Below are 17289 nucleotides of genomic sequence, written 5' to 3'. Positions count from 1 at the left end.
CTTTACATTTGATATCACTAGTGTTATATTTTGGTTGTAGATAAGAATCATTATAAGGAGGATCTTAAGATGAATTTTTTGAATCAAGAAATTGGTGACTTTGCGGTGAAGGCTTACCAAGCTGGTAAAACGGTTGATGTTACCAAAGCAGATGTTCTGGGAAAGTGGAGCATTTTCTTCTTTTACCCAGCGGATTTCTCCTTTGTTTGTCCAACGGAATTAGAAGCATTACAATCTAATTATGAAGCCTTTCAACAAGCAGGGGCGGAAGTTTACTCGGTTTCTGAAGACACCGAATTCGTGCACAAGGCCTGGGCGGAAGCTTCCGAAAAGATTGGCAAATTGCAATACAAGATGCTAGCGGACCCCGCCGGGAAATTGGCTCGGATGTTTGATGTGTTAGATGAAGAAGCGGGTCAGGCTTACCGGGGCGTCTTTATCGTTGACCCAGATGGCAAGATCCAATCCTATACGATTAATAATATGGGGATCGGGCGGTCAGCTGACGAAATTTTGCGGACTTTGCAAGCGGCCCAATTTGTTCGCGAACACGGCGATCGGGTTTGCCCGGCTAATTGGCAACCGGGTGAAGAAACGATCAAGCCAAGTCTGGACCTGGTTGGCAAGTTATAAAAGAGGCGATGTCGATGACGGAGCGGATCTATGATTTAATTATTGTAGGTGCGGGGCCAGCTGGATTAAGTGCCGCGATTTACGCGGGCCGCGCAACTTTGGATACGTTGGTGTTGGAGGCTGAAACGGTCGGAGGGCAGGTTACGACCACGGCCATGGTCTACAACTACCCCGCGGCACCAGCAGTTGATGGTTCCCAGTTAATGCGGCAAATGCAAAGTCAGGCCCAGGATTTTGGGGTTCAAATCAAAAAGGATGCGGTGGTAGCTTGCCAACTGGCCGATGAGGTGAAAGTCCTCACGGGAGCCAGTGGGCAAACTTATCGCACGCGCAGCGTGATTTTAGCGATGGGGGCCCAACCACGTCAGGCAGGCTTTATTGGTGAAGATGCTTTTCGGGGCCGGGGGGTCGCCTATTGCTCAACGTGTGATGGGGAACTGTTTACCGGGTTGCCAGTTTTCGTGGTTGGCGGTGGTTACGCGGCGGCCGAAGAGGCAGATTTCTTGACTCGCTATGCTAAACGCGTGACCGTATTAGTGCGGGAAGGCGAATTTCAATGTCCACCGCTAACGGCGGCCCGGGCCCTTGATAATCCTCAAGTCGAAGTCCGTTATCACACGGAGATTAAGGAAGTGCATGGTGAGCAGTTCTTAACGGGGATGACCTTGGTAAACAACCAAACCGGGGTGGAAAGCACTTACCAAGTGACACCACCGGACAAGACCTTTGGGGTGTTTGTCTACGTGGGGACGCAACCCGCCACCGCCGGTTTGCCACCAACGTTAGTGCGCGACAAACACGGTTATTTAGCAGTTGACGCGCAGCAAGCGACAGCGGTTCCTGGTGTCTTCGCGGCGGGAGACCTAGTTGCTAAGCCCCTCCGGCAGATTATTACTGCGGCGGCCGATGGCGCAATGGCGGCAACCAGTGCGGAAGCTTATGTTACCGCCCTAAAGAAACGGTTGCATTTGCCTTTGCATAAGACGCCAACGGTTAAGCAGGGCCCAACCAGCAAACTGCCAACTGCGTCGACCAGTCAGCACACGGGCAAGTGGTTTACGCCGGACTTAGTAGCCCAATTGCAGCCGGTTTTATCCAAACTTACCCGGCCGGTAACCTTGCAGTTGTGGCTGACTGACAATCAAGTCAGTCAGGAACTGCGGTCGTTTGTCAGTGAATTGGTTACCCTGGATGCGCACTTAGAAATGGCTGAACAAACCGCTCCTGCCCAAGCTACGTTACTGCCGCAATTACGCTTGGTTTGTGATGGTCAGGATACGGGCCTGCATTATGCCGGCGTGCCGACCGGTCATGAATTGAATTCGTTGGTGTTGGGCTTATACAATGTGGCCGGGTCAGGCCAAACGCTTGAACCTGCCTTAAAGGAGCGGATCCAAGCGCTGCCACCAACGAAGCTGGAAATTGGTGTTTCGTTGACGTGTCATTTCTGTCCCGATGTTGTGGCCGCCTGCCAGCACATGGCGGCGTTAAATCCGGGAATTGAGGCTACCATGATTGATTTGGCCCAATTTAAAGATCTGCGGGAAGCCCGGCAGATTATGAGCGTGCCAGCGACCATGATTAATGGTGGGCCGGTAATCTTTGGCAGTCAAAGTTTGGCAGCCTTGGTAGCGGCAGTAGAAGCAGCCGATTAAATTGCAAATAAAGAATGGTCACCAGTTGCTTGCGGCATTGGTGACCATTTTTGCTGTTAAATGAAAATGCCCTCAATGAGCTTAGTTAAGATATAAGGACCAGTTTCCGTTTGCGACTGTTTGTTTTTATGATAAAATGATTAGAAAATGTGAGGTGTTAGCATGCCAGAAACCGATTATCAATTACTACAAGAACAAGCAGCAGCGCTATTAGCTGGTGAAACTGATTGGGTCGCTATGACGGCTAATCTTTCATCATTACTGTTTCATAGTTTACCGGCGGTTAATTTTGCTGGCTTCTATCGCTTGAAGGCAGGGGAGCTATTACTCGGTCCCTTTCAAGGGCGAGTAGCTTGTATGCATATTACTTTAGGAAACGGGGTCTGTGGGACCGCAGCTCAACGTCAAACGACCGTCATTGTTCCAAACGTCCATCAATTTGCTGGCCACATTGCTTGCGATAGTGCCTCAAATTCTGAAATTGTCGTTCCGGTTTTTAAAGCGGGGCAACTATGGGGCGTTTTAGATATTGATAGTCCTGAATTAGCGCGTTTTTCTGCGGCTGATCAAGCGGGACTTGAAGCTTTAGTCGCGTTATTATTCCCCGCCCCAACATCACTAACGGAGGATTAATTGATGACTGATCCAATTTACGTTGTACACGGTTATTGTGCCAACCCCGAGGCCAACTGGTTTCCTTGGCTTAAACAGCTTGGGGCGACCCAGCTGCACCGACCGGTTCACGTCGTAACGCTCCCGGAACCTGATAATCCTCGTTTGGCTGACTGGTTGGCGGCTTGTCAGTCGCAAATCTCGCAGACCGATGGGGTGACGTTAATCGGCCATTCGCTTGGTTGTATTACCACCCTACGCTTTTTGGCGCAAGCTGATGTACAGAATGTCAACTTAATTCTCGTTTCTGGTTTTGATGACCTCGTCCCTGGCCTGACAGAACTGGCACCATTTACCGCTGAATCGCTCGATTATGCTGCGATTCGGGCCAAATTAAAAGCCGCGGTCGTAATTTCGGCGCGGGATGATCATATTGTTCCATACCAGTTTACCCAACGACTGGCTACTAATTTGGCGGCGCCGTTTATTCTTTTGCCAACTGGCGACCACTTTATTACCCAAACAGGTGGCGATCGACTGCCATTACTCGAATTCTTATTAAAAAATGGTCTATCAATTAACTAAATACCCTTGCCAAAGCTAATTCTCCATGCTAAACTATAATAGTTGTCACGGAGAGTTGGCAGAGTGGTAATGCACCGGACTCGAAATCCGGCGAACCCATGTTGAATGGGCGCGCAGGTTCAAATCCTGTACTCTCCTTATTTTTAAGTTTTAAAACCGCTAGATGCTGTTAAGTCAGTATTTAGCGGTTCTTTTGTTAGGTTATCGTTACGGTGAAAAAGTCAGTCGCTTTGCCAATTTTTCGTTGGCAGGGGCTAATGTAAGGACTAAGATAAAAGGGAGCTCTTTAAGTTCTCGGTAAAAGGAAGATCTTTTTTGAATTTTAAAAAAGGAAGGAAGTGGCCAGTTTGTTCTTAATTGACACCAGTCGGCATGGCAAACCCGTTTACAATGCCATGATCAATCAATCATTAGATGCATACTTGATTAACGATTTGCGGTTAGAGGGGCATGGCTTGATCTGCTACATTAACGATCCGGCGGTCATTATCGGTCGGCACCAAAATGCCTATGCCGAAGTTAACCTGCCGTATCTAAAACGGCATGATATCCAGTTGGTGCGCCGGACCAGCGGTGGCGGGGCGGTTTATCATGACCGGGGTAATATTATCTTTGAAAACATTGTGGTGGGAGACACCACTGATTTCCGAGATTTTCAAAAAATCGGCGCGCCGATTGTGGCGGCCTTGCACGATTTGGGAGTGGCCGGCGCTGAAGTACGTGGGCGCAATGATATGGCCATTGACGGTAAAAAATTTTCAGGGATGGCCATGGTTAAAGCCAATAATGCCTATGCCGCCGGTGGCACGATTATGTTTGATTTGGATGAAACTGTGGCCCGCACGGTTTTGACGCCCGATATTGGTAAATTAGAATCCAAGGGGATTAAATCGGTTGACGCCCGGATTACGAACGTCAAGCCGCATTTGCCGGCCAAGTACCAAGCTTGGACCAGCGAGGATTTTAAGAATTACTTGCTTTGTCACATGTTTGGGGTTGAAAAATTAGCTGACATTCCGACCTATCACCTTACGGAAGCAGATTGGGCGGTAATTGACGCTCGGCAAGCCAGCCGGTTTGCTACTGATGAATGGAACTTTGGGCAAAATCCGGGTTATGAACACTATGTTTCCCACCATTTTCCGATTGGGACGGTGGCCTTCAATTTCAATGTGGTTGACCGCCACATCAGTGAAATTAAGCTGTTTGGGGACTTTTTTACCACCGGCAACCCGGCCGTGATTGAAGCGGCCTTACAGGGAGTTGAATACCACGCCGAAGCCATCAGGGCGGCATTGTCAACGGTCGATATTGAACGTAATTTAAGTTCAGTCAGTGTTGATGACTTAACCGCTTTGATAATGCGGATGCTGTAAAACGTTGCCTTGATTATAAAAGAAAGCCGCGCGTTTGTTGGGGAGTAAAGCCTAACAAACGCGCGGTTTTGTTTAATCTTTTTGTTTTTGAAATTGTTGCGCGGTCCAAGTGGCAATCGCAACCACTAAGGCCAAAGGCAGCAAGGCCGTATGGTTCATATGACAAACTTCGTAAATCATGAATAAGGCCATTAATGGCGCACTTTGCGATGCGGCCAACAGTCCGGCGGCCCCGAGGACGGCCGTTTGGCTTAGAGTTACACCACTGACCAGGGGAACGTATAAGGCGCCGATCATTAAGCCGCTGCACGCCCCCAAGGCAATTGAGGGGGTTAAAGTACCACCGTAACCGCCCCCCTTAATGGTTAATAGCGTTGCGCTGGCTTTCGCCAAGAAACCGAAGCCAAGCCAGCTGATGGCCAGCAAGGTCGCGGGATGGGTATTCATGGCTAATTGGGCCAGGCCCCGGCCATTACCACAAACCGCTGGAAAGAACATGGCAATTAAGCCGGTCAAGGCCGCAACAAGTGGGAACTGCCACAGCAATTGCCGGCCATAAGCCCGGTGCTGACTGGCTCGGTTAATGATTGCCTTAAACCCCGCGCCGAGGGCACCGTTAACCACCCCTAAGATTATCGCGAGCGGGATGATGGTCAAAGCATAGTGATGGTTGCCAGTCAGATAGTACGGGACAAAGCCCTTCGTTAATGCGCCCACCATAGTGGCAATGGCCGACATGGTAACGCTGACGGCCACGGAGCGCGGGGTGATTTTTTTGTATAGCAGTTCCAGACAAAACATGGTTCCCGTTAAAGGCGAGATATAAACGCCGGCAAACCCAGCCCCGGCTGCCGCTGCAATCAACAGGCGGCGGTCTTCCGGCGTGATTTGCCAACCGTGTTGCTGGCTCCACCGACTTAAATTGTCGGCAATCATTGCCCCGGCTTGCCGCGGTGCTAATTCACGCCCGATCGACCCCCCGGTACTGACGTAAAAGATTTGGGTGACGACATGCCCGATCGTTCGGCCAACCGGCATCCGGGTGCCCTGCATGGCGGCCTTGATGCCGACGGGGCGCCAATTGCGTTGTAGCCAGTACCAACTCAAAGCGCTAATAATTCCACCAAGCACTAGTGCGAGGAAGCGTTGGACTGGTGGGGTATGGATCGCAACGGGGACCTGGTTGTTTTCAATGAAGCCCAAAAATAAGTGTTCAACGTGGTCCAATAAGAGCCCTAATAAAAGCGATGAACTTCCCACGATTAGTCCTAACCCAACCGTTAGCACGGCCAGGTGCAGATCTTCCCGACGACTGGTGTTCCTAACCATTCTCAATTCCTCATTTCATTTGGCCGCTTAAAATGCCAAATGACTTTCTACTAAAAATATTCCGTTCACCATTGTAGCACTGCGAATTTAACCCGCCAATTTAAAATTTTAGTAAGTTTTACTCCAGGGCAAAATAACGGCAAAGGAATTGGCGGGCTGTGATGTTGCTTGGGATGAGCGGTTCGGTTGGGGTGAGGGATAAACTTTGGTGGTGGTGGCTGATTTGCAACACCGGGGTAAATGAAATGGAAAGGCCAAGTTCAATGGCAGCTTGGAGCAATTGCTGTTCTTGGACGGAATAGGTCTCTGCTAAAACCGGCACCGGGGCCGGGTTTTGGGCGAAAAGTTGATACCGCCGTTGCCCTGTGGTGATGCCGAAGTTAAGCAATTGGTGATCTGAAGTGATAAATTCAACCAACCGGCCACTCGGGGTTTTGGTAGGGGCTTGAAGCCGTTGCTGGACGGTGGCAAGCGCATGAAAGTAAGCAGCCGGGGCCTTAATGGTTTGGGCAAACTCGTGTAACTGTGCCACCAACTGGCTGCCTTCGCGTTGGACCCACGCGAAGACTTCCGTGGGGGCTTGCATGGCAACGGCATGGTTGCGTTCGCGAGAGGTGGTCAGGTCCAGCGTTGGGCGGGTCACCAGCCAGTAAGCCAAGCAAAGTTCCAGGAAATCAAGGGTTGCTGGTGCAATGCCGCTGGCCGTAAAAGGATCCAGGTCAAAGGCCCGGAATTCAAGCCGCTCGACGCCGTTTGCCAAAAGGTCGGCCAGGTCCGTTGCGCGTCCTTTTAGCCGAACGGGGCCATAAAATTCATGGAGGGAAAAGAAGCGCTGGTTGACTAGCATCGCGTTTAATTGGCGTACTTGGGCTGCTAAGCTGGCATAGGTGATCGTTTCCTCTGCAAAATTGGTATAGCCAAAATTACTGTTGCGTAAACTGCGAACGGGAGCCGAAAAGGAGACGGGGGCGCCACTGAGTTGATTGCCAGCGACCGGGCTGGACCCGAATAAGTAGGTAAATAACCACCGGTAGGCCACGAAGGCTTGGGCACATTGGAAGTAAAGCTGGTTTTGCCAAGCGATTGCCGACTCAGTAGTTGAAGTCAGATGGGCGCTTAATTGGGTTAGGAGGTGGCGATCAAACGAAAAATTAATGTGAATTCCCGTCAGCAATTCCCGGCTGGTGCCGTATTTTGCTTGTAAGTAGTCATGGTATCGGGCCACCCATGCGCGACTGTTAAATTGACCTGCAAAGTGGAGGTCTGTCGCTGAAAAAACGGGTGGCACGGATAGGGGCCATAAAAAGTCGTGATTCTTAAGGTGAGCAAGCTCAACTTCTTGAATCATGGTTAGGTTGCGGACCGCTAAACGACTGCCTTGACTAGGAGGTGCAACCATTTCAAGCATATTGTCAGCAAAGTCAGTTTTTAAATATGGATTCGTCTGCCGGGAAGAAAAGGTCGAGGGGTACGGGGCCCGACTTAGCTGGCCGGTTGCGGTTAGCCGGTGTTGTTCGCTTTCTAAGCCGAAATAGCCCTTTAGTAAATGCGGAACTAAGTGTTGCGACTGGAGAAATGACCAAATATCTGCCATTAATTTCGCCTCCCTAACGTGATAAGTAAGATCATTATACCTTTTTCTCATCTAATTTTCATTTTTAATTAATTCAACGGGCGAAAAGCAGTGATTATTTTACAAGGAACCTCGGAACCGCTAAAATTAAACCATCATGCTGAAGACGGAGGGATTATTTTGAAGATTGGGATTGATCGGCTCACCTTTGCAACGACCGAGTTGTATTTAGATTTACGCGACTTAGCGGCGGCACGCCACGTTGACCCGGATAAATATTTAATGGGGATTGGCCAAAGCCAACAGGCCGTGATTCCGCCAACCCAGGATGCGGTGACCTTGGCCGCACAAGCAGCCGCCAAAATTCCGGCCGCTGAATTAGCGCAGGTCAGCACCGTAATTGTGGCCACGGAATCTGGCGTCGATAATTCAAAGGCCGCGGCTTTGTACGTAAAGCAACTATTGGGGCTAAGCGATTTTGTCCGCACGATCGAATTAAAGGAAGCTTGTTACTCAGCCACCGCCGGCTTGCAATTTGCGAAAGGGTTGGTGGCATTGCACCCGACCGAAAAAATCTTGGTAATTGCTAGCGATATTGCTCGTTACGGGTTGCAAACTGGTGGTGAAGTTACACAAGGTGGGGGCGCGGTCGCCATGGTGGTGGCAAAAGACCCCCGCGTGTTGGAATTAGAATCGACCAGTGTTGCTTTTTCCCAAGATGTGATGGACTTTTGGCGGCCGCTGTATCGGTCAGAAGCACTGGTTGATGGGAAATATTCGACCCAAGTCTACATTGATTTCTTCCAAGCTTGTTGGCAACGGTACCGGCAATTGACTGGGGTGACGCTTGATGATTTTGCTGGCTTCTTATTCCACTTGCCGTTTACTAAGATGGGCAAGAAGGCCTTGGCTAGTGAGTTAGGCGATCGTGATGATCAAGTTGCCCAGCGTTTTTGGGCGGTGTTGCAAGCCAGCCAGGTTTATAGCCGCCGGGTCGGTAATCTTTACACGGGGTCGTTGTACCTAAGCTTGCTTTCGGCGCTTAATCACGGTCAGTTGCAAGCGGGTAATCGTTTGGGCCTGTTTAGCTATGGCTCGGGTGCTGAAGGAGAATTTTTGACGGGCCGGCTTGTTGATGGCTTTGCGGCGGCCCTGGAACGGCCCGATGCAATGCTTGATCAACGGCGGCAAGTCAGTGTTGCAGAATATGAAACCTTATTCAATCAGCACTTAGGCTTGCAAAGTCAGGATTGTACCTTTGATTTGTCAGACAGCCAAGCCCCGTTTGTCCTGGCAGGCCAACAAAACCACCAACGTCAATATCAACGGCGGGGCTAGAAAACTAGAAAAAGCGGCTGGAAAAAAGTCTTAAAATTTCAAAAAGCGCTAGAAATCACGTTCCTGAAAACGTTGATTTCTAGCGCTTTGTTGTTACTTTCTAGACGCTAGCCGAAAAGCTAGTTCTCTAAAAAATACTGTCTCGGAATAAACCAATCACCCGCCCCAAAATCCGAACATCGTCTAAAATGATCGGGTCCATTTGGTCGTTTTCTGGTTCTAAGCGGTAGTAGTGAGCTTCTTTGTAGAACCGCTTGCAAGTAACTTCGTTTTCCGTGGTCATGGCGATGACTACATCCCCGTTATTGGCAGTTTCTTGCTGACGAACAATGACCTTATCGCCGTTTAAAATGCCCATGTTGATCATACTGTTTCCCTTAATCGTCAACATGAACAAATCATCATTGTCTTGGATCGTTGGTGGAACGGGGTAGTAGTCAGTGGCATCTTCAATTGCCAAAATCGGCTGGCCGGCCGCTACGACCCCTAAAAGAGGAATTTCGTGTTGGTGCGGCTTAATGCCGATGGCGCTAAGGCCTTCTTGGGTAATTTCTAAGGCCCGGGGTTTAGCCGGGTCTTTTTGTAAGTAGCCCCGTTTGATTAAGCGGTTAATGTGGCCGTGAACCGTAGAAGTTGATGACAAACCAACTGCATCGCAAATTTCACGGATGGTCGGCGGATAGCCCTGATTGGTAACTTGTTGATGGATAAACGCTAGCACTTCTAATTGCTTGGGTTCGGAATTTCGTGGCATAGTACTTCGCTCCTTTTTTTAATTATCTTACCATATAAGAATTGATTTGTAAAACATGCGTTCGCAAGTTTGGCTGCTTGTATTTAATGGTAATTTTGGGTATGCTAAAATTGATTCGTAAGGGAGTTGATGAGCATGACGGAATCAAAAGAACAAGACCAATTATTAAAACGAATTAACGAATTGGCCCATAAAAACAAAACGGAGGGCTTGACTCCGGCTGAAAAAGCAGAACGCAAAAAATTGCGGGATCAGTATTTAAAGAATTTTCGGGCGGCGTTCCGTTCCAACATCGAAATGATGCAAATCTTTGATAAAAATGGTAAAGAGGTGACCCCAGAAAAGGTGAAAGCCATTCAACGTAAAAAGGGGTTGCGGGATGATTAAATTAAAATTAGGCTTTTAAAATTCTCCCGAATTGTGTAACATAGATATGATTTAAACAAAGGGGGAAAAGACAGTGGGTCTGACAATTGCTTTAGTAATTTTGGCTTTACTGGTTGGGATTGCCATTGGTTTCTTTGGGGCACGGCGCTACATGGAAAACTACTTGCGGAACAATCCGCCAATTTCGGCTGACATGTTGCGGACGATGATGTTGCAAATGGGCCAAAAGCCATCGGACAAGAAGTTGCACCAAATGATGCAAACGATGAAGAGCCAAGCTAAGAAAGCTAATAAAAAGTAATAAAAAAAGCGGCGTTTCCGCCGCCTTTTTTATTACTAAAATTGATCATCAGATGGTTTTGGTGGCATCTGGTATTTAAAGGTCGGGTCCAATTGTTGGTCTAACTGGTCAAAAGCGGCTTGAATCGTCTGCTCCATTTCGGCGAGCTTTTCGTCATTTAATTTCATTTTGCGGTCGATTGTGATTGGTTCCCCGATCGCAATTTTGCGTGGATGACGCGCAAAGAGTTGTTTAAATGACAACGGCCCTTGATAGACTGCTGGCACCAAAGGTACACCGGCCAACTTTGCGATTACAAGCGCCCCGCCCTTTAGCTTCGCGGAATAACGAGAACCGGTTGGGAAGATAATGGTCGCCAAGTCGGTTTGCTTCAGAATGCGGACCGGGGTTTTAACGGCCGACGGACCAGGGTTAGCTCGGTTGACGGGAAAAGCGTTTAATTTCCGTAAAAACCAATTAGCCAGCGGCTTTTGGAAAAGTTCTTCTTTGGCCATAAAGGCAAATTTTTTAGGAAAAATGGCCAGCGCCAATAGCACGGGATCCATCCATGAGCGATGGGGAGCAATTAAAATGTAATTTCCGGCCGGTAAATGCTCCTTACCGGTAATAATTGGTCGCCCGTTGATCAAATTTAAGAAGGGTTGGACCAAATGAACTAAAAAACTGTATAGCATTGATAAACCTCACCAATAATTTTTTATCTTGGAATATTCTTAGTCTAGTATGAAGAATCACAGTCGATTATGCAAGCAAGCGGAGGAAAAATGAACGAGGAAGCATTACTCAAAGCCAACGAGCGCATTGATGCGCTAAGTGCCCAAGGCATTCGAATTATTCAGAGTCCGGAAGTGTTTGCCTTTTCTCTGGATGCGGTGTTGTTAGCTGATTTTGTGCGTCCTAATCGCAAAAGTAAGCTGCAAACCGTAGATCTTTGTGCGGGGAATGGGGCGATTGGCCTCTTTTTAAATCGAAAGTTAGGCGGGCACATTACAGAAGTCGAGTTGCAAACGCGCTTAGCGGACATGGCCGAACGCAGCGTGGCTTTAAATCAGCTGACGGAACGCTACACCGTCATTAATGCGGATGTAAAGGACATTTACGAATATCTGTCAAAGGATTCAGCGGACATTGTTGTATGCAATCCGCCGTACTTTAAGGATTTACCCACCAGCGAAAAAAATCCGAATCCCCACTTGGCTTTGGCCCGGCACGAAATTGCCATTGATTTAGCTGGTATCGTAGCGAAAATGAGTGGGCTGTTAAAAATGAATGGGAAAGCTTATCTGGTGCACCGCCCCGAACGCTTGGCGGAAATCTTAACGACCTTTTCACAATACCGCTTGGCCCCTAAGCGTTTGCGCTTAGTGTATCCCAAGGCGGGCCGGGATGCGAATATGGTTTTGATCGAGGCCATTAAAGATGGTAAAGCGGGGGGCTTAAAAGTGGTGCCACCCTTAGTGGTTGCCGATCAAGCCGGGAATTACCGACCGGAAGTGCAGGCGATGTTGCATGCCCACTAAGCTGTATTACATGTATGTTTTGTTATGTGCTGACGGTAGTTTTTACTGTGGTTTTACTGATGACGTGCAACGGCGATTTCGGACGCACCAACGGTTTAAAGGGGCAAAATATACCCGGGTCAAAGCGCGGCACCCGTTACGGTTGCTTTATCAAGAGGCGTTTGCGGATAAGTCAGCGGCCTTGGCGGCTGAGTACCGCTTTAAGCATCAGTCCCGGCAGGCCAAGGAAAAATTTCTTCACATGCGTGGCGTGAAATGGTAGCGGTTTCATAAGATTTTAGCTTAAAAATAGCACACTTTTTCACAAACTGTGCTATAATGAATTTGTCGAAAAATAAAGGTTCTGACAAGGTAATGTGATTCGATTCACATTTGGGTAGAACCGCTATTTTCCTTAGAGACAAAGATTTGGAGGCTAAAGTAATGAAGATTATTGCTTACGGGATTCGCGAAGACGAAAAGCCATACGTTGCTGAATGGCAAGAACAACACCCAGACGTTCAAGTCAAGATTGTTGAAGAATTATTACTTGACAGCACGGTCGATCAAGCTGAAGGGTTTGATGGGGTGGTAGCCTATCAACAAGCTCCATACACGGATAACGTTTTAAAGACGCTGGCAGGCTACGGAATTCACTACCTGTCCTTGCGTAATGTCGGGGTTGATAATTTGAACCCGGTAGCCGTAAAGGAAAATGACTTTAAGATTACCAACGTTCCAGTTTATTCACCAGCGGCCATCGCTGAATTTTCTGTCACTCAATTAATGAATCTGTTGCGTCGGACTAAGGAATACTTCCGGAAGTTTGACCGTCGTGATTACCGGTGGGCACCAGAAATTTCTCAAGAATTAAACCAACAAGTGGTTGGGGTCATTGGGACGGGCCACATTGGGCAAGTTGCCATTGACATCTACAAGGGCTTTGGGGCGAAGGTAATTGCTTATGACAAGTTCCACAACCCTGAATTGGAAAAAGAAGGTTTGTATGTTGACAGTTTAGACGAACTGTTTGCGCAAGCAACGGTGGTTACTTTGCACATTCCGTTGTTCCCTGAAACAGAAAACATGTTAAACAAGGAAGCCTTCGACAAGATGAACGATGGGGTCTTCATCGTTAATGCTTCGCGGGGGCCACTGATTGATGAAAAGGCTTTGATCGATGCCCTTGATTCTGGTAAGGTTGCCGGGGCTGCCTTGGATGTCTTAGTTGATGAAACCAAGGTCTTTAACCACAACATGGCTGGTAAGAACATGGATTACCCAGAATTCTGGAACTTGGAAAGCCGGGGCAACGTTTTAATTTCCCCACACACCGCCTTCTACACCAATGTCGCGGTTGAAAACATGGTTAAGCAAAGTTTGGACGCTAACCTGAGTCTGATTCAAACCGGTGCTTCTGACCACGAAGTTAAATTTAACTAAAAATCAATTTTCTCGGGCTGAAAGACTTGTCTTTTCAGTCCGTTTTTTGTATACTAGTCAACGGTGCAGAAAGCCCAATTCACACCCGTCTTGATGACTGAGGAAGTGCGTTTTCGTACCCCAGTCAAGTGAGGGGCGGGGAGGAAAAAACTATTTTTTTGGAGGTATATTCATGTCTGTAGTTAGCATGAAGCAATTGCTTGAAGCCGGTGTCCACTTTGGTCACCAAACGCGTCGTTGGAACCCAAAGATGAAGCCATTCATCTTCACGGAACGGAACGGGATTTACATCATTGACCTGCAAAAGACGGTTAAGATGATCGATCACGCTTACAACTACGTGAAGGACATTGCCGCTGATGGCGGGGTGGTTCTGTTTGTTGGGACCAAGAAGCAAGCCCAAGACTCAATTGAAGAAGAAGCCGTTCGGGCAGGTCAATACTTTGTTAACCACCGTTGGCTTGGTGGGACCTTGACCAACTGGAAGACGATCCAATCCCGGATCAACCGCTTGAAGCAACTCAAGAAGATGGCAGAAGATGGCACGTTTGACCGGCTGCCAAAGAAGGAAGTTGCTGTGTTGACGAAGCAACGTGAAAAGTTGGAACGCTTCTTGGGTGGGATCGAAGACATGCCACGCATCCCAGATGTATTGTACATTGTTGACCCACACAAGGAACAAATTGCAGTTAAGGAAGCTCAAAAGTTGAACATTCCGATTGTTGCAATGGTTGACACTAACACGGACCCAGATGACATTGATGTGATCATCCCATCTAACGATGACGCAATCCGGGCCGTTCGTCTGATCACTTCTACGATGGCTGATGCAGTGATCGAAGGAAAGCAAGGTCAAGACGACCAACAAGTTGCTGAAGAAGCAGAACAAGACGCTGAAGTTACGGCAGATGCTTTAAAGGATCTGAAGGACAGCGTTGAAGGCAACAACTAAAAATAGTTAATGCTTAGGCTGTTTTGCAGTTAGACCAGGAAGGCCTGAGTGCAAAACAGCCTTTTTTGAAAATTTACTTTGATTAAGGAGAGATACTCATGGCAATTAGCGCAAAGCAAGTTATGGAATTACGGAAGAAGTCAGGGGCCGGAATTATGGATGCCAAGAAGGCCTTAGTTGCCAGTGATGGTGACATGGACAAGGCAATGGACTTTTTGCGTGAAAAAGGGATTGCTAAGGCGGCAAAGAAGAGTGACCGGATTGCGGCCGAAGGGTTGACGGACATCAAGGTTGAAGGCAACACGGCTGCCATCGTGGAATTAAACTCCGAAACGGACTTTGTGGCTGCTTCCGATCCATTTAAGGATGCTTTGAAGAGCATCGCCAGCCTGTTGGTAGAAAAGAAGCCGGCTGACGTTGAAGCGGCCTTGGCTTTAGAAACGGCTAACGGGACGTTAAACGATGACCTGATTGCTACGACCCAAAAGACGGGGGAAAAGGTTTCCTTACGGCGGTTTACTTTAGTTGAAAAGGCAGACGGTGACTCCTTTGGGGCTTACCTGCACCAAGGTGGTCGGATTGCGGCCTTGGTTGTTTTGGAAGGGGCCGACGAAACTACTGCTAAGGACGTTGCAATGCACGTGGCGGCCGTTAACCCTGAATTTATGACCCGGGAAGACGTTCCTGCTGAACGCCTTGAACACGAAAAGAAGATCTTTACGGAAGAAACCTTGAACGAAGGGAAGCCAGAAAAGATCGTTGGCAAGATTGTTGAAGGGCGTTTGAACAAGTTCTTGGCGCAAATTACGTTGGCCGACCAAGCCTTTGTTAAGGATTCTGACCAAACGGTTGCAGAATACGTTGCTTCTAAGGGTGGTAAGCTGAAGTCCTTCATCCGTTACGAAGTTGGGGAAGGGATCGAAAAGAAGGAAACGAACCTGGCCCAAGAAATCAGTGAACAATTAAACAAGTAATTACTGATTAAGCTCAGGACGTACTGTACTTTTTGGGGCGGTGCGTCCTTTTTTGAAATGAGAATCAGGAGGGTGAAGATGACAGAAGCAGTCAAATACCAACGAATTATTCTGAAGTTAAGCGGAGAAGCATTAGCTGGGGACCAAGGCTTTGGGATTAATCCGCCCGAATTAAAGACCGTTGCCAAGGAATTAAAAGAAGTTCACGACTTAGGTGTGCAAGTCGGGATTGTTGTTGGTGGTGGCAACATGTGGCGCGGTGTGACGGGCGAAAAGCTCGGCATGGAACGGGCCCAAGCTGATTACATTGGAATGTTGGCCACCATCATGAACGCCCTCTCCTTACAAGATGCCTTGGAAGCCTTAGGGGTTCCGACCCGGGTCCAAACTTCAATCGAAATGCGCCAAATTGCTGAACCATATATTCGGCGCAAAGCCATTCGTCACTTTGAAAAAGGCCGGGTAGTTATCTTTGCTGGTGGCACGGGTAGTCCATACTTCTCCACGGATACCACAGCTGCTTTGCGGGCCGCTGAAATCAATGCAGATGCCATTTTAATGGCGAAAAATGGGGTTGATGGGGTTTACTCAGCGGATCCGAATAAGGATGCTTCCGCGGTTAAGTTTGACCGGTTGACCCACATGGATATTATCAATAAGCAATTACACGTCATGGATTCGACGGCAAGTTCTTTGTCAATGGATAATGATATTCCGCTGGTGGTCTTTAACTTGAATACCCCAGGAAATATTTTGAAGGTGGTCAAGGGCGAAGCTATCGGCACAACGATTGAGGGGGATTAAGATGACTGGAAAAGAAATTTTAGTTGAAGCTAAAGATAAAATGACGAAATCCGGGGAAGCTTTAAAGCGGACCTTGGCAGATATTCGGGCTGGGCGGGCCAACGCCAGCCTGTTAAACCCAGTTCAAGTCGAATATTACGGGGCAATGACGCCGTTAAACCAAGTGGCCTCCATTTCAATTCCGGAAGCCCGGCAATTATTGGTGACGCCGTACGATAAGACTTTATTGGAAGAAATCGAACGGGCCATTTACCAATCCAACTTGGGGTTAACCCCGCAAAACGATGGGACTGCCATTCGCTTAATTATTCCGCAACTGACGGAAGAACGGCGTAAGGAATTGGTCAAGGACGTGAAAGCGGAAACCGAAAAGGCGAAAGTTGCCGTGCGCAATGTCCGGCGCGAAGCAATGGACGCTTTGAAGAAGGGGAACAAGGCTGGCGACTTTAACGATGATGAGTTCCATGACTTGGAAAAGAAGGTCCAAGAGGAAACAGATGCAGGGATTAAGAACCTGGAAGCCATCGCGGCCGAAAAAGAAAAAGAATTAATGGCCAACTAAGTCGTGGCCAAAGAAAGGCTGGGAGCAATGCTCACCAGTCTTTTTTTAAACCGTTATGGTGGTGGGGGGCACTTCGCTTGTGGTTGGTGAGTAAAACCGGTATATTAAAAAGAAAATAGTTAATGGGAGCGACAATAATGACAACTTTTGCCCAATACCTCGCCCAAATTGATTCGCCGACTCACCGGGATCAATTTGCCGCTGTATTACAGTGGGTAGCCCAACAAGATCCGCAACTGACCGGCGTTATTAAGTGGAATCAACCGATGTTCACGGCCCACGGTACTTTTATTCTCGGTTTTTTTGCTGCTCAACACCACTTTACGGTTGGACCCGAACAAGTTATTTTTGATCAATTCCTGCCTCAAATTAAGGCGCAAAGCCTAAAGCACGGGAAGAAAACCTTTCAAATTCCCTTCGATCAGCCGGTACCGTATGATTTATTGGGGCAGTTGCTCCAAGCAACCTTAACCTTGAAAGCGACGACGACTAGTTTTTGGTGGCGGGGGTAA

The 17289-nt window shown here is 48.2% G+C and carries 20 protein-coding genes and 1 tRNA gene; 17 read left to right on the top strand and 4 right to left on the bottom strand.

The features are described 5' to 3' along the window. Positions 1-69: 69 nt before the first annotated feature. From ahpC to lplA, 6 genes are all read left to right on the top strand, one after another. Complete coding sequence (ahpC, locus tag BN54_RS03025) at positions 70-633, top strand: alkyl hydroperoxide reductase subunit C (RefSeq protein ID WP_019205665.1); 564 nt, start codon at positions 70-72, stop codon at positions 631-633. 14 nt (positions 634-647) lie between these two features. Next, the gene (locus BN54_RS03020; RefSeq protein ID WP_019205664.1) at positions 648-2288 is read left to right on the top strand and encodes an FAD-dependent oxidoreductase; all 1641 of its coding nucleotides are present in this window, start codon (positions 648-650) and stop codon (positions 2286-2288) included. A gap of 162 nt (positions 2289-2450) precedes the next feature. After that, complete coding sequence (locus BN54_RS03015) at positions 2451-2921, top strand: GAF domain-containing protein (RefSeq protein WP_019205663.1); 471 nt, start codon at positions 2451-2453, stop codon at positions 2919-2921. Positions 2922-2924: 3 nt separating this feature from the next. Then, positions 2925-3485 carry an RBBP9/YdeN family alpha/beta hydrolase gene (locus tag BN54_RS03010; RefSeq protein ID WP_019205662.1) on the top strand — a complete coding sequence of 187 codons (561 nt, stop codon included), beginning with the start codon at positions 2925-2927 and terminating at the stop codon, positions 3483-3485. A 49-nt stretch (positions 3486-3534) separates the two neighbouring features. Beyond that, positions 3535-3623: transfer RNA gene (locus BN54_RS03005), tRNA-Ser, on the top strand. Between the two features lie 209 nt (positions 3624-3832). Further along, the gene (lplA, locus tag BN54_RS03000; protein ID WP_040469880.1) at positions 3833-4861 is read left to right on the top strand and encodes a lipoate--protein ligase; all 1029 of its coding nucleotides are present in this window, start codon (positions 3833-3835) and stop codon (positions 4859-4861) included. 72 nt (positions 4862-4933) lie between these two features. Here lplA and BN54_RS02995 read toward each other — a convergent pair whose 3' ends face one another. After that, positions 4934-6190, bottom strand: a complete 1257-nt coding sequence (locus BN54_RS02995) for a chloride channel protein (RefSeq protein ID WP_019205660.1) — start codon at positions 6188-6190, stop codon at positions 4934-4936. 118 nt (positions 6191-6308) lie between these two features. Further along, positions 6309-7784 (bottom strand): hypothetical protein, encoded by a 1476-nt coding sequence (locus BN54_RS02990; RefSeq protein ID WP_019205659.1) that lies wholly within the window; start codon positions 7782-7784, stop codon positions 6309-6311. A gap of 159 nt (positions 7785-7943) precedes the next feature. Here BN54_RS02990 and BN54_RS02985 point away from each other — a divergent pair, with 159 nt between their 5' ends. Further along, a complete protein-coding gene (locus tag BN54_RS02985) occupies positions 7944-9101 on the top strand; it encodes a hydroxymethylglutaryl-CoA synthase (RefSeq protein WP_019205658.1) in 1158 nt (385 codons plus the stop codon). Positions 9102-9228: 127 nt separating this feature from the next. On the opposite strand, the gene lexA is transcribed toward BN54_RS02985, so the two are convergent. Next, the gene (lexA, locus tag BN54_RS02980; RefSeq protein WP_019205657.1) at positions 9229-9855 is read right to left on the bottom strand and encodes a transcriptional repressor LexA; all 627 of its coding nucleotides are present in this window, start codon (positions 9853-9855) and stop codon (positions 9229-9231) included. Positions 9856-9990: 135 nt separating this feature from the next. On the opposite strand from lexA, the gene BN54_RS02975 reads away from it, so the two are divergent. Beyond that, positions 9991-10242 carry a DUF896 domain-containing protein gene (locus BN54_RS02975; RefSeq protein ID WP_019205656.1) on the top strand — a complete coding sequence of 84 codons (252 nt, stop codon included), beginning with the start codon at positions 9991-9993 and terminating at the stop codon, positions 10240-10242. A 73-nt stretch (positions 10243-10315) separates the two neighbouring features. Continuing rightward, positions 10316-10543 carry a YneF family protein gene (locus BN54_RS02970; RefSeq protein ID WP_019205655.1) on the top strand — a complete coding sequence of 76 codons (228 nt, stop codon included), beginning with the start codon at positions 10316-10318 and terminating at the stop codon, positions 10541-10543. Between the two features lie 35 nt (positions 10544-10578). Here the strand turns inward: BN54_RS02970 and BN54_RS02965 are convergent, their stop codons facing one another. Beyond that, on the bottom strand, positions 10579-11217 hold the full coding sequence (locus BN54_RS02965; RefSeq protein WP_019205654.1) for a lysophospholipid acyltransferase family protein: 639 nt from the start codon (positions 11215-11217) through the stop codon (positions 10579-10581). A 90-nt stretch (positions 11218-11307) separates the two neighbouring features. Between BN54_RS02965 and BN54_RS02960 the strand changes: the two genes are divergently transcribed. The 8 genes from BN54_RS02960 (at position 11308) to BN54_RS02925 (ending at position 17289) form a co-directional block, all read left to right on the top strand. Next, complete coding sequence (locus tag BN54_RS02960) at positions 11308-12063, top strand: tRNA1(Val) (adenine(37)-N6)-methyltransferase (protein WP_019205653.1); 756 nt, start codon at positions 11308-11310, stop codon at positions 12061-12063. After that, complete coding sequence (locus tag BN54_RS02955; RefSeq protein WP_019205652.1) at positions 12053-12325, top strand: GIY-YIG nuclease family protein; 273 nt, start codon at positions 12053-12055, stop codon at positions 12323-12325. Before BN54_RS02960 ends, BN54_RS02955 begins: the two co-directional genes overlap by 11 nt. 161 nt (positions 12326-12486) lie before the next feature. Then, positions 12487-13485, top strand: coding sequence for a D-2-hydroxyacid dehydrogenase (locus BN54_RS02950; RefSeq protein ID WP_019205651.1), 999 nt, complete (start codon positions 12487-12489; stop codon positions 13483-13485). 172 nt (positions 13486-13657) lie between these two features. Next, entirely contained in the window at positions 13658-14437 is a 780-nt protein-coding gene (rpsB, locus tag BN54_RS02945) for a 30S ribosomal protein S2 (RefSeq protein WP_019205650.1), read from the top strand. 98 nt (positions 14438-14535) lie between these two features. Continuing rightward, a complete protein-coding gene (tsf, locus tag BN54_RS02940) occupies positions 14536-15411 on the top strand; it encodes a translation elongation factor Ts (RefSeq protein WP_019205649.1) in 876 nt (291 codons plus the stop codon). Positions 15412-15489: 78 nt separating this feature from the next. After that, positions 15490-16215 (top strand): UMP kinase, encoded by a 726-nt coding sequence (gene pyrH / locus BN54_RS02935; RefSeq protein ID WP_019205648.1) that lies wholly within the window; start codon positions 15490-15492, stop codon positions 16213-16215. 1 nt (position 16216) lies between these two features. Continuing rightward, positions 16217-16777 carry a ribosome recycling factor gene (gene frr, locus BN54_RS02930; RefSeq protein ID WP_019205647.1) on the top strand — a complete coding sequence of 187 codons (561 nt, stop codon included), beginning with the start codon at positions 16217-16219 and terminating at the stop codon, positions 16775-16777. Between the two features lie 137 nt (positions 16778-16914). Beyond that, a complete protein-coding gene (locus BN54_RS02925; RefSeq protein WP_019205646.1) occupies positions 16915-17289 on the top strand; it encodes an iron chaperone in 375 nt (124 codons plus the stop codon).

Source organism: Limosilactobacillus ingluviei str. Autruche 4, from assembly GCF_000312405.1.
Taxonomy (GTDB): domain Bacteria; phylum Bacillota; class Bacilli; order Lactobacillales; family Lactobacillaceae; genus Limosilactobacillus; species Limosilactobacillus ingluviei.
The sequence above is the reverse complement of the archived record's forward strand: the minus strand, read 5'-3'. Positions and strand labels throughout refer to the sequence as shown.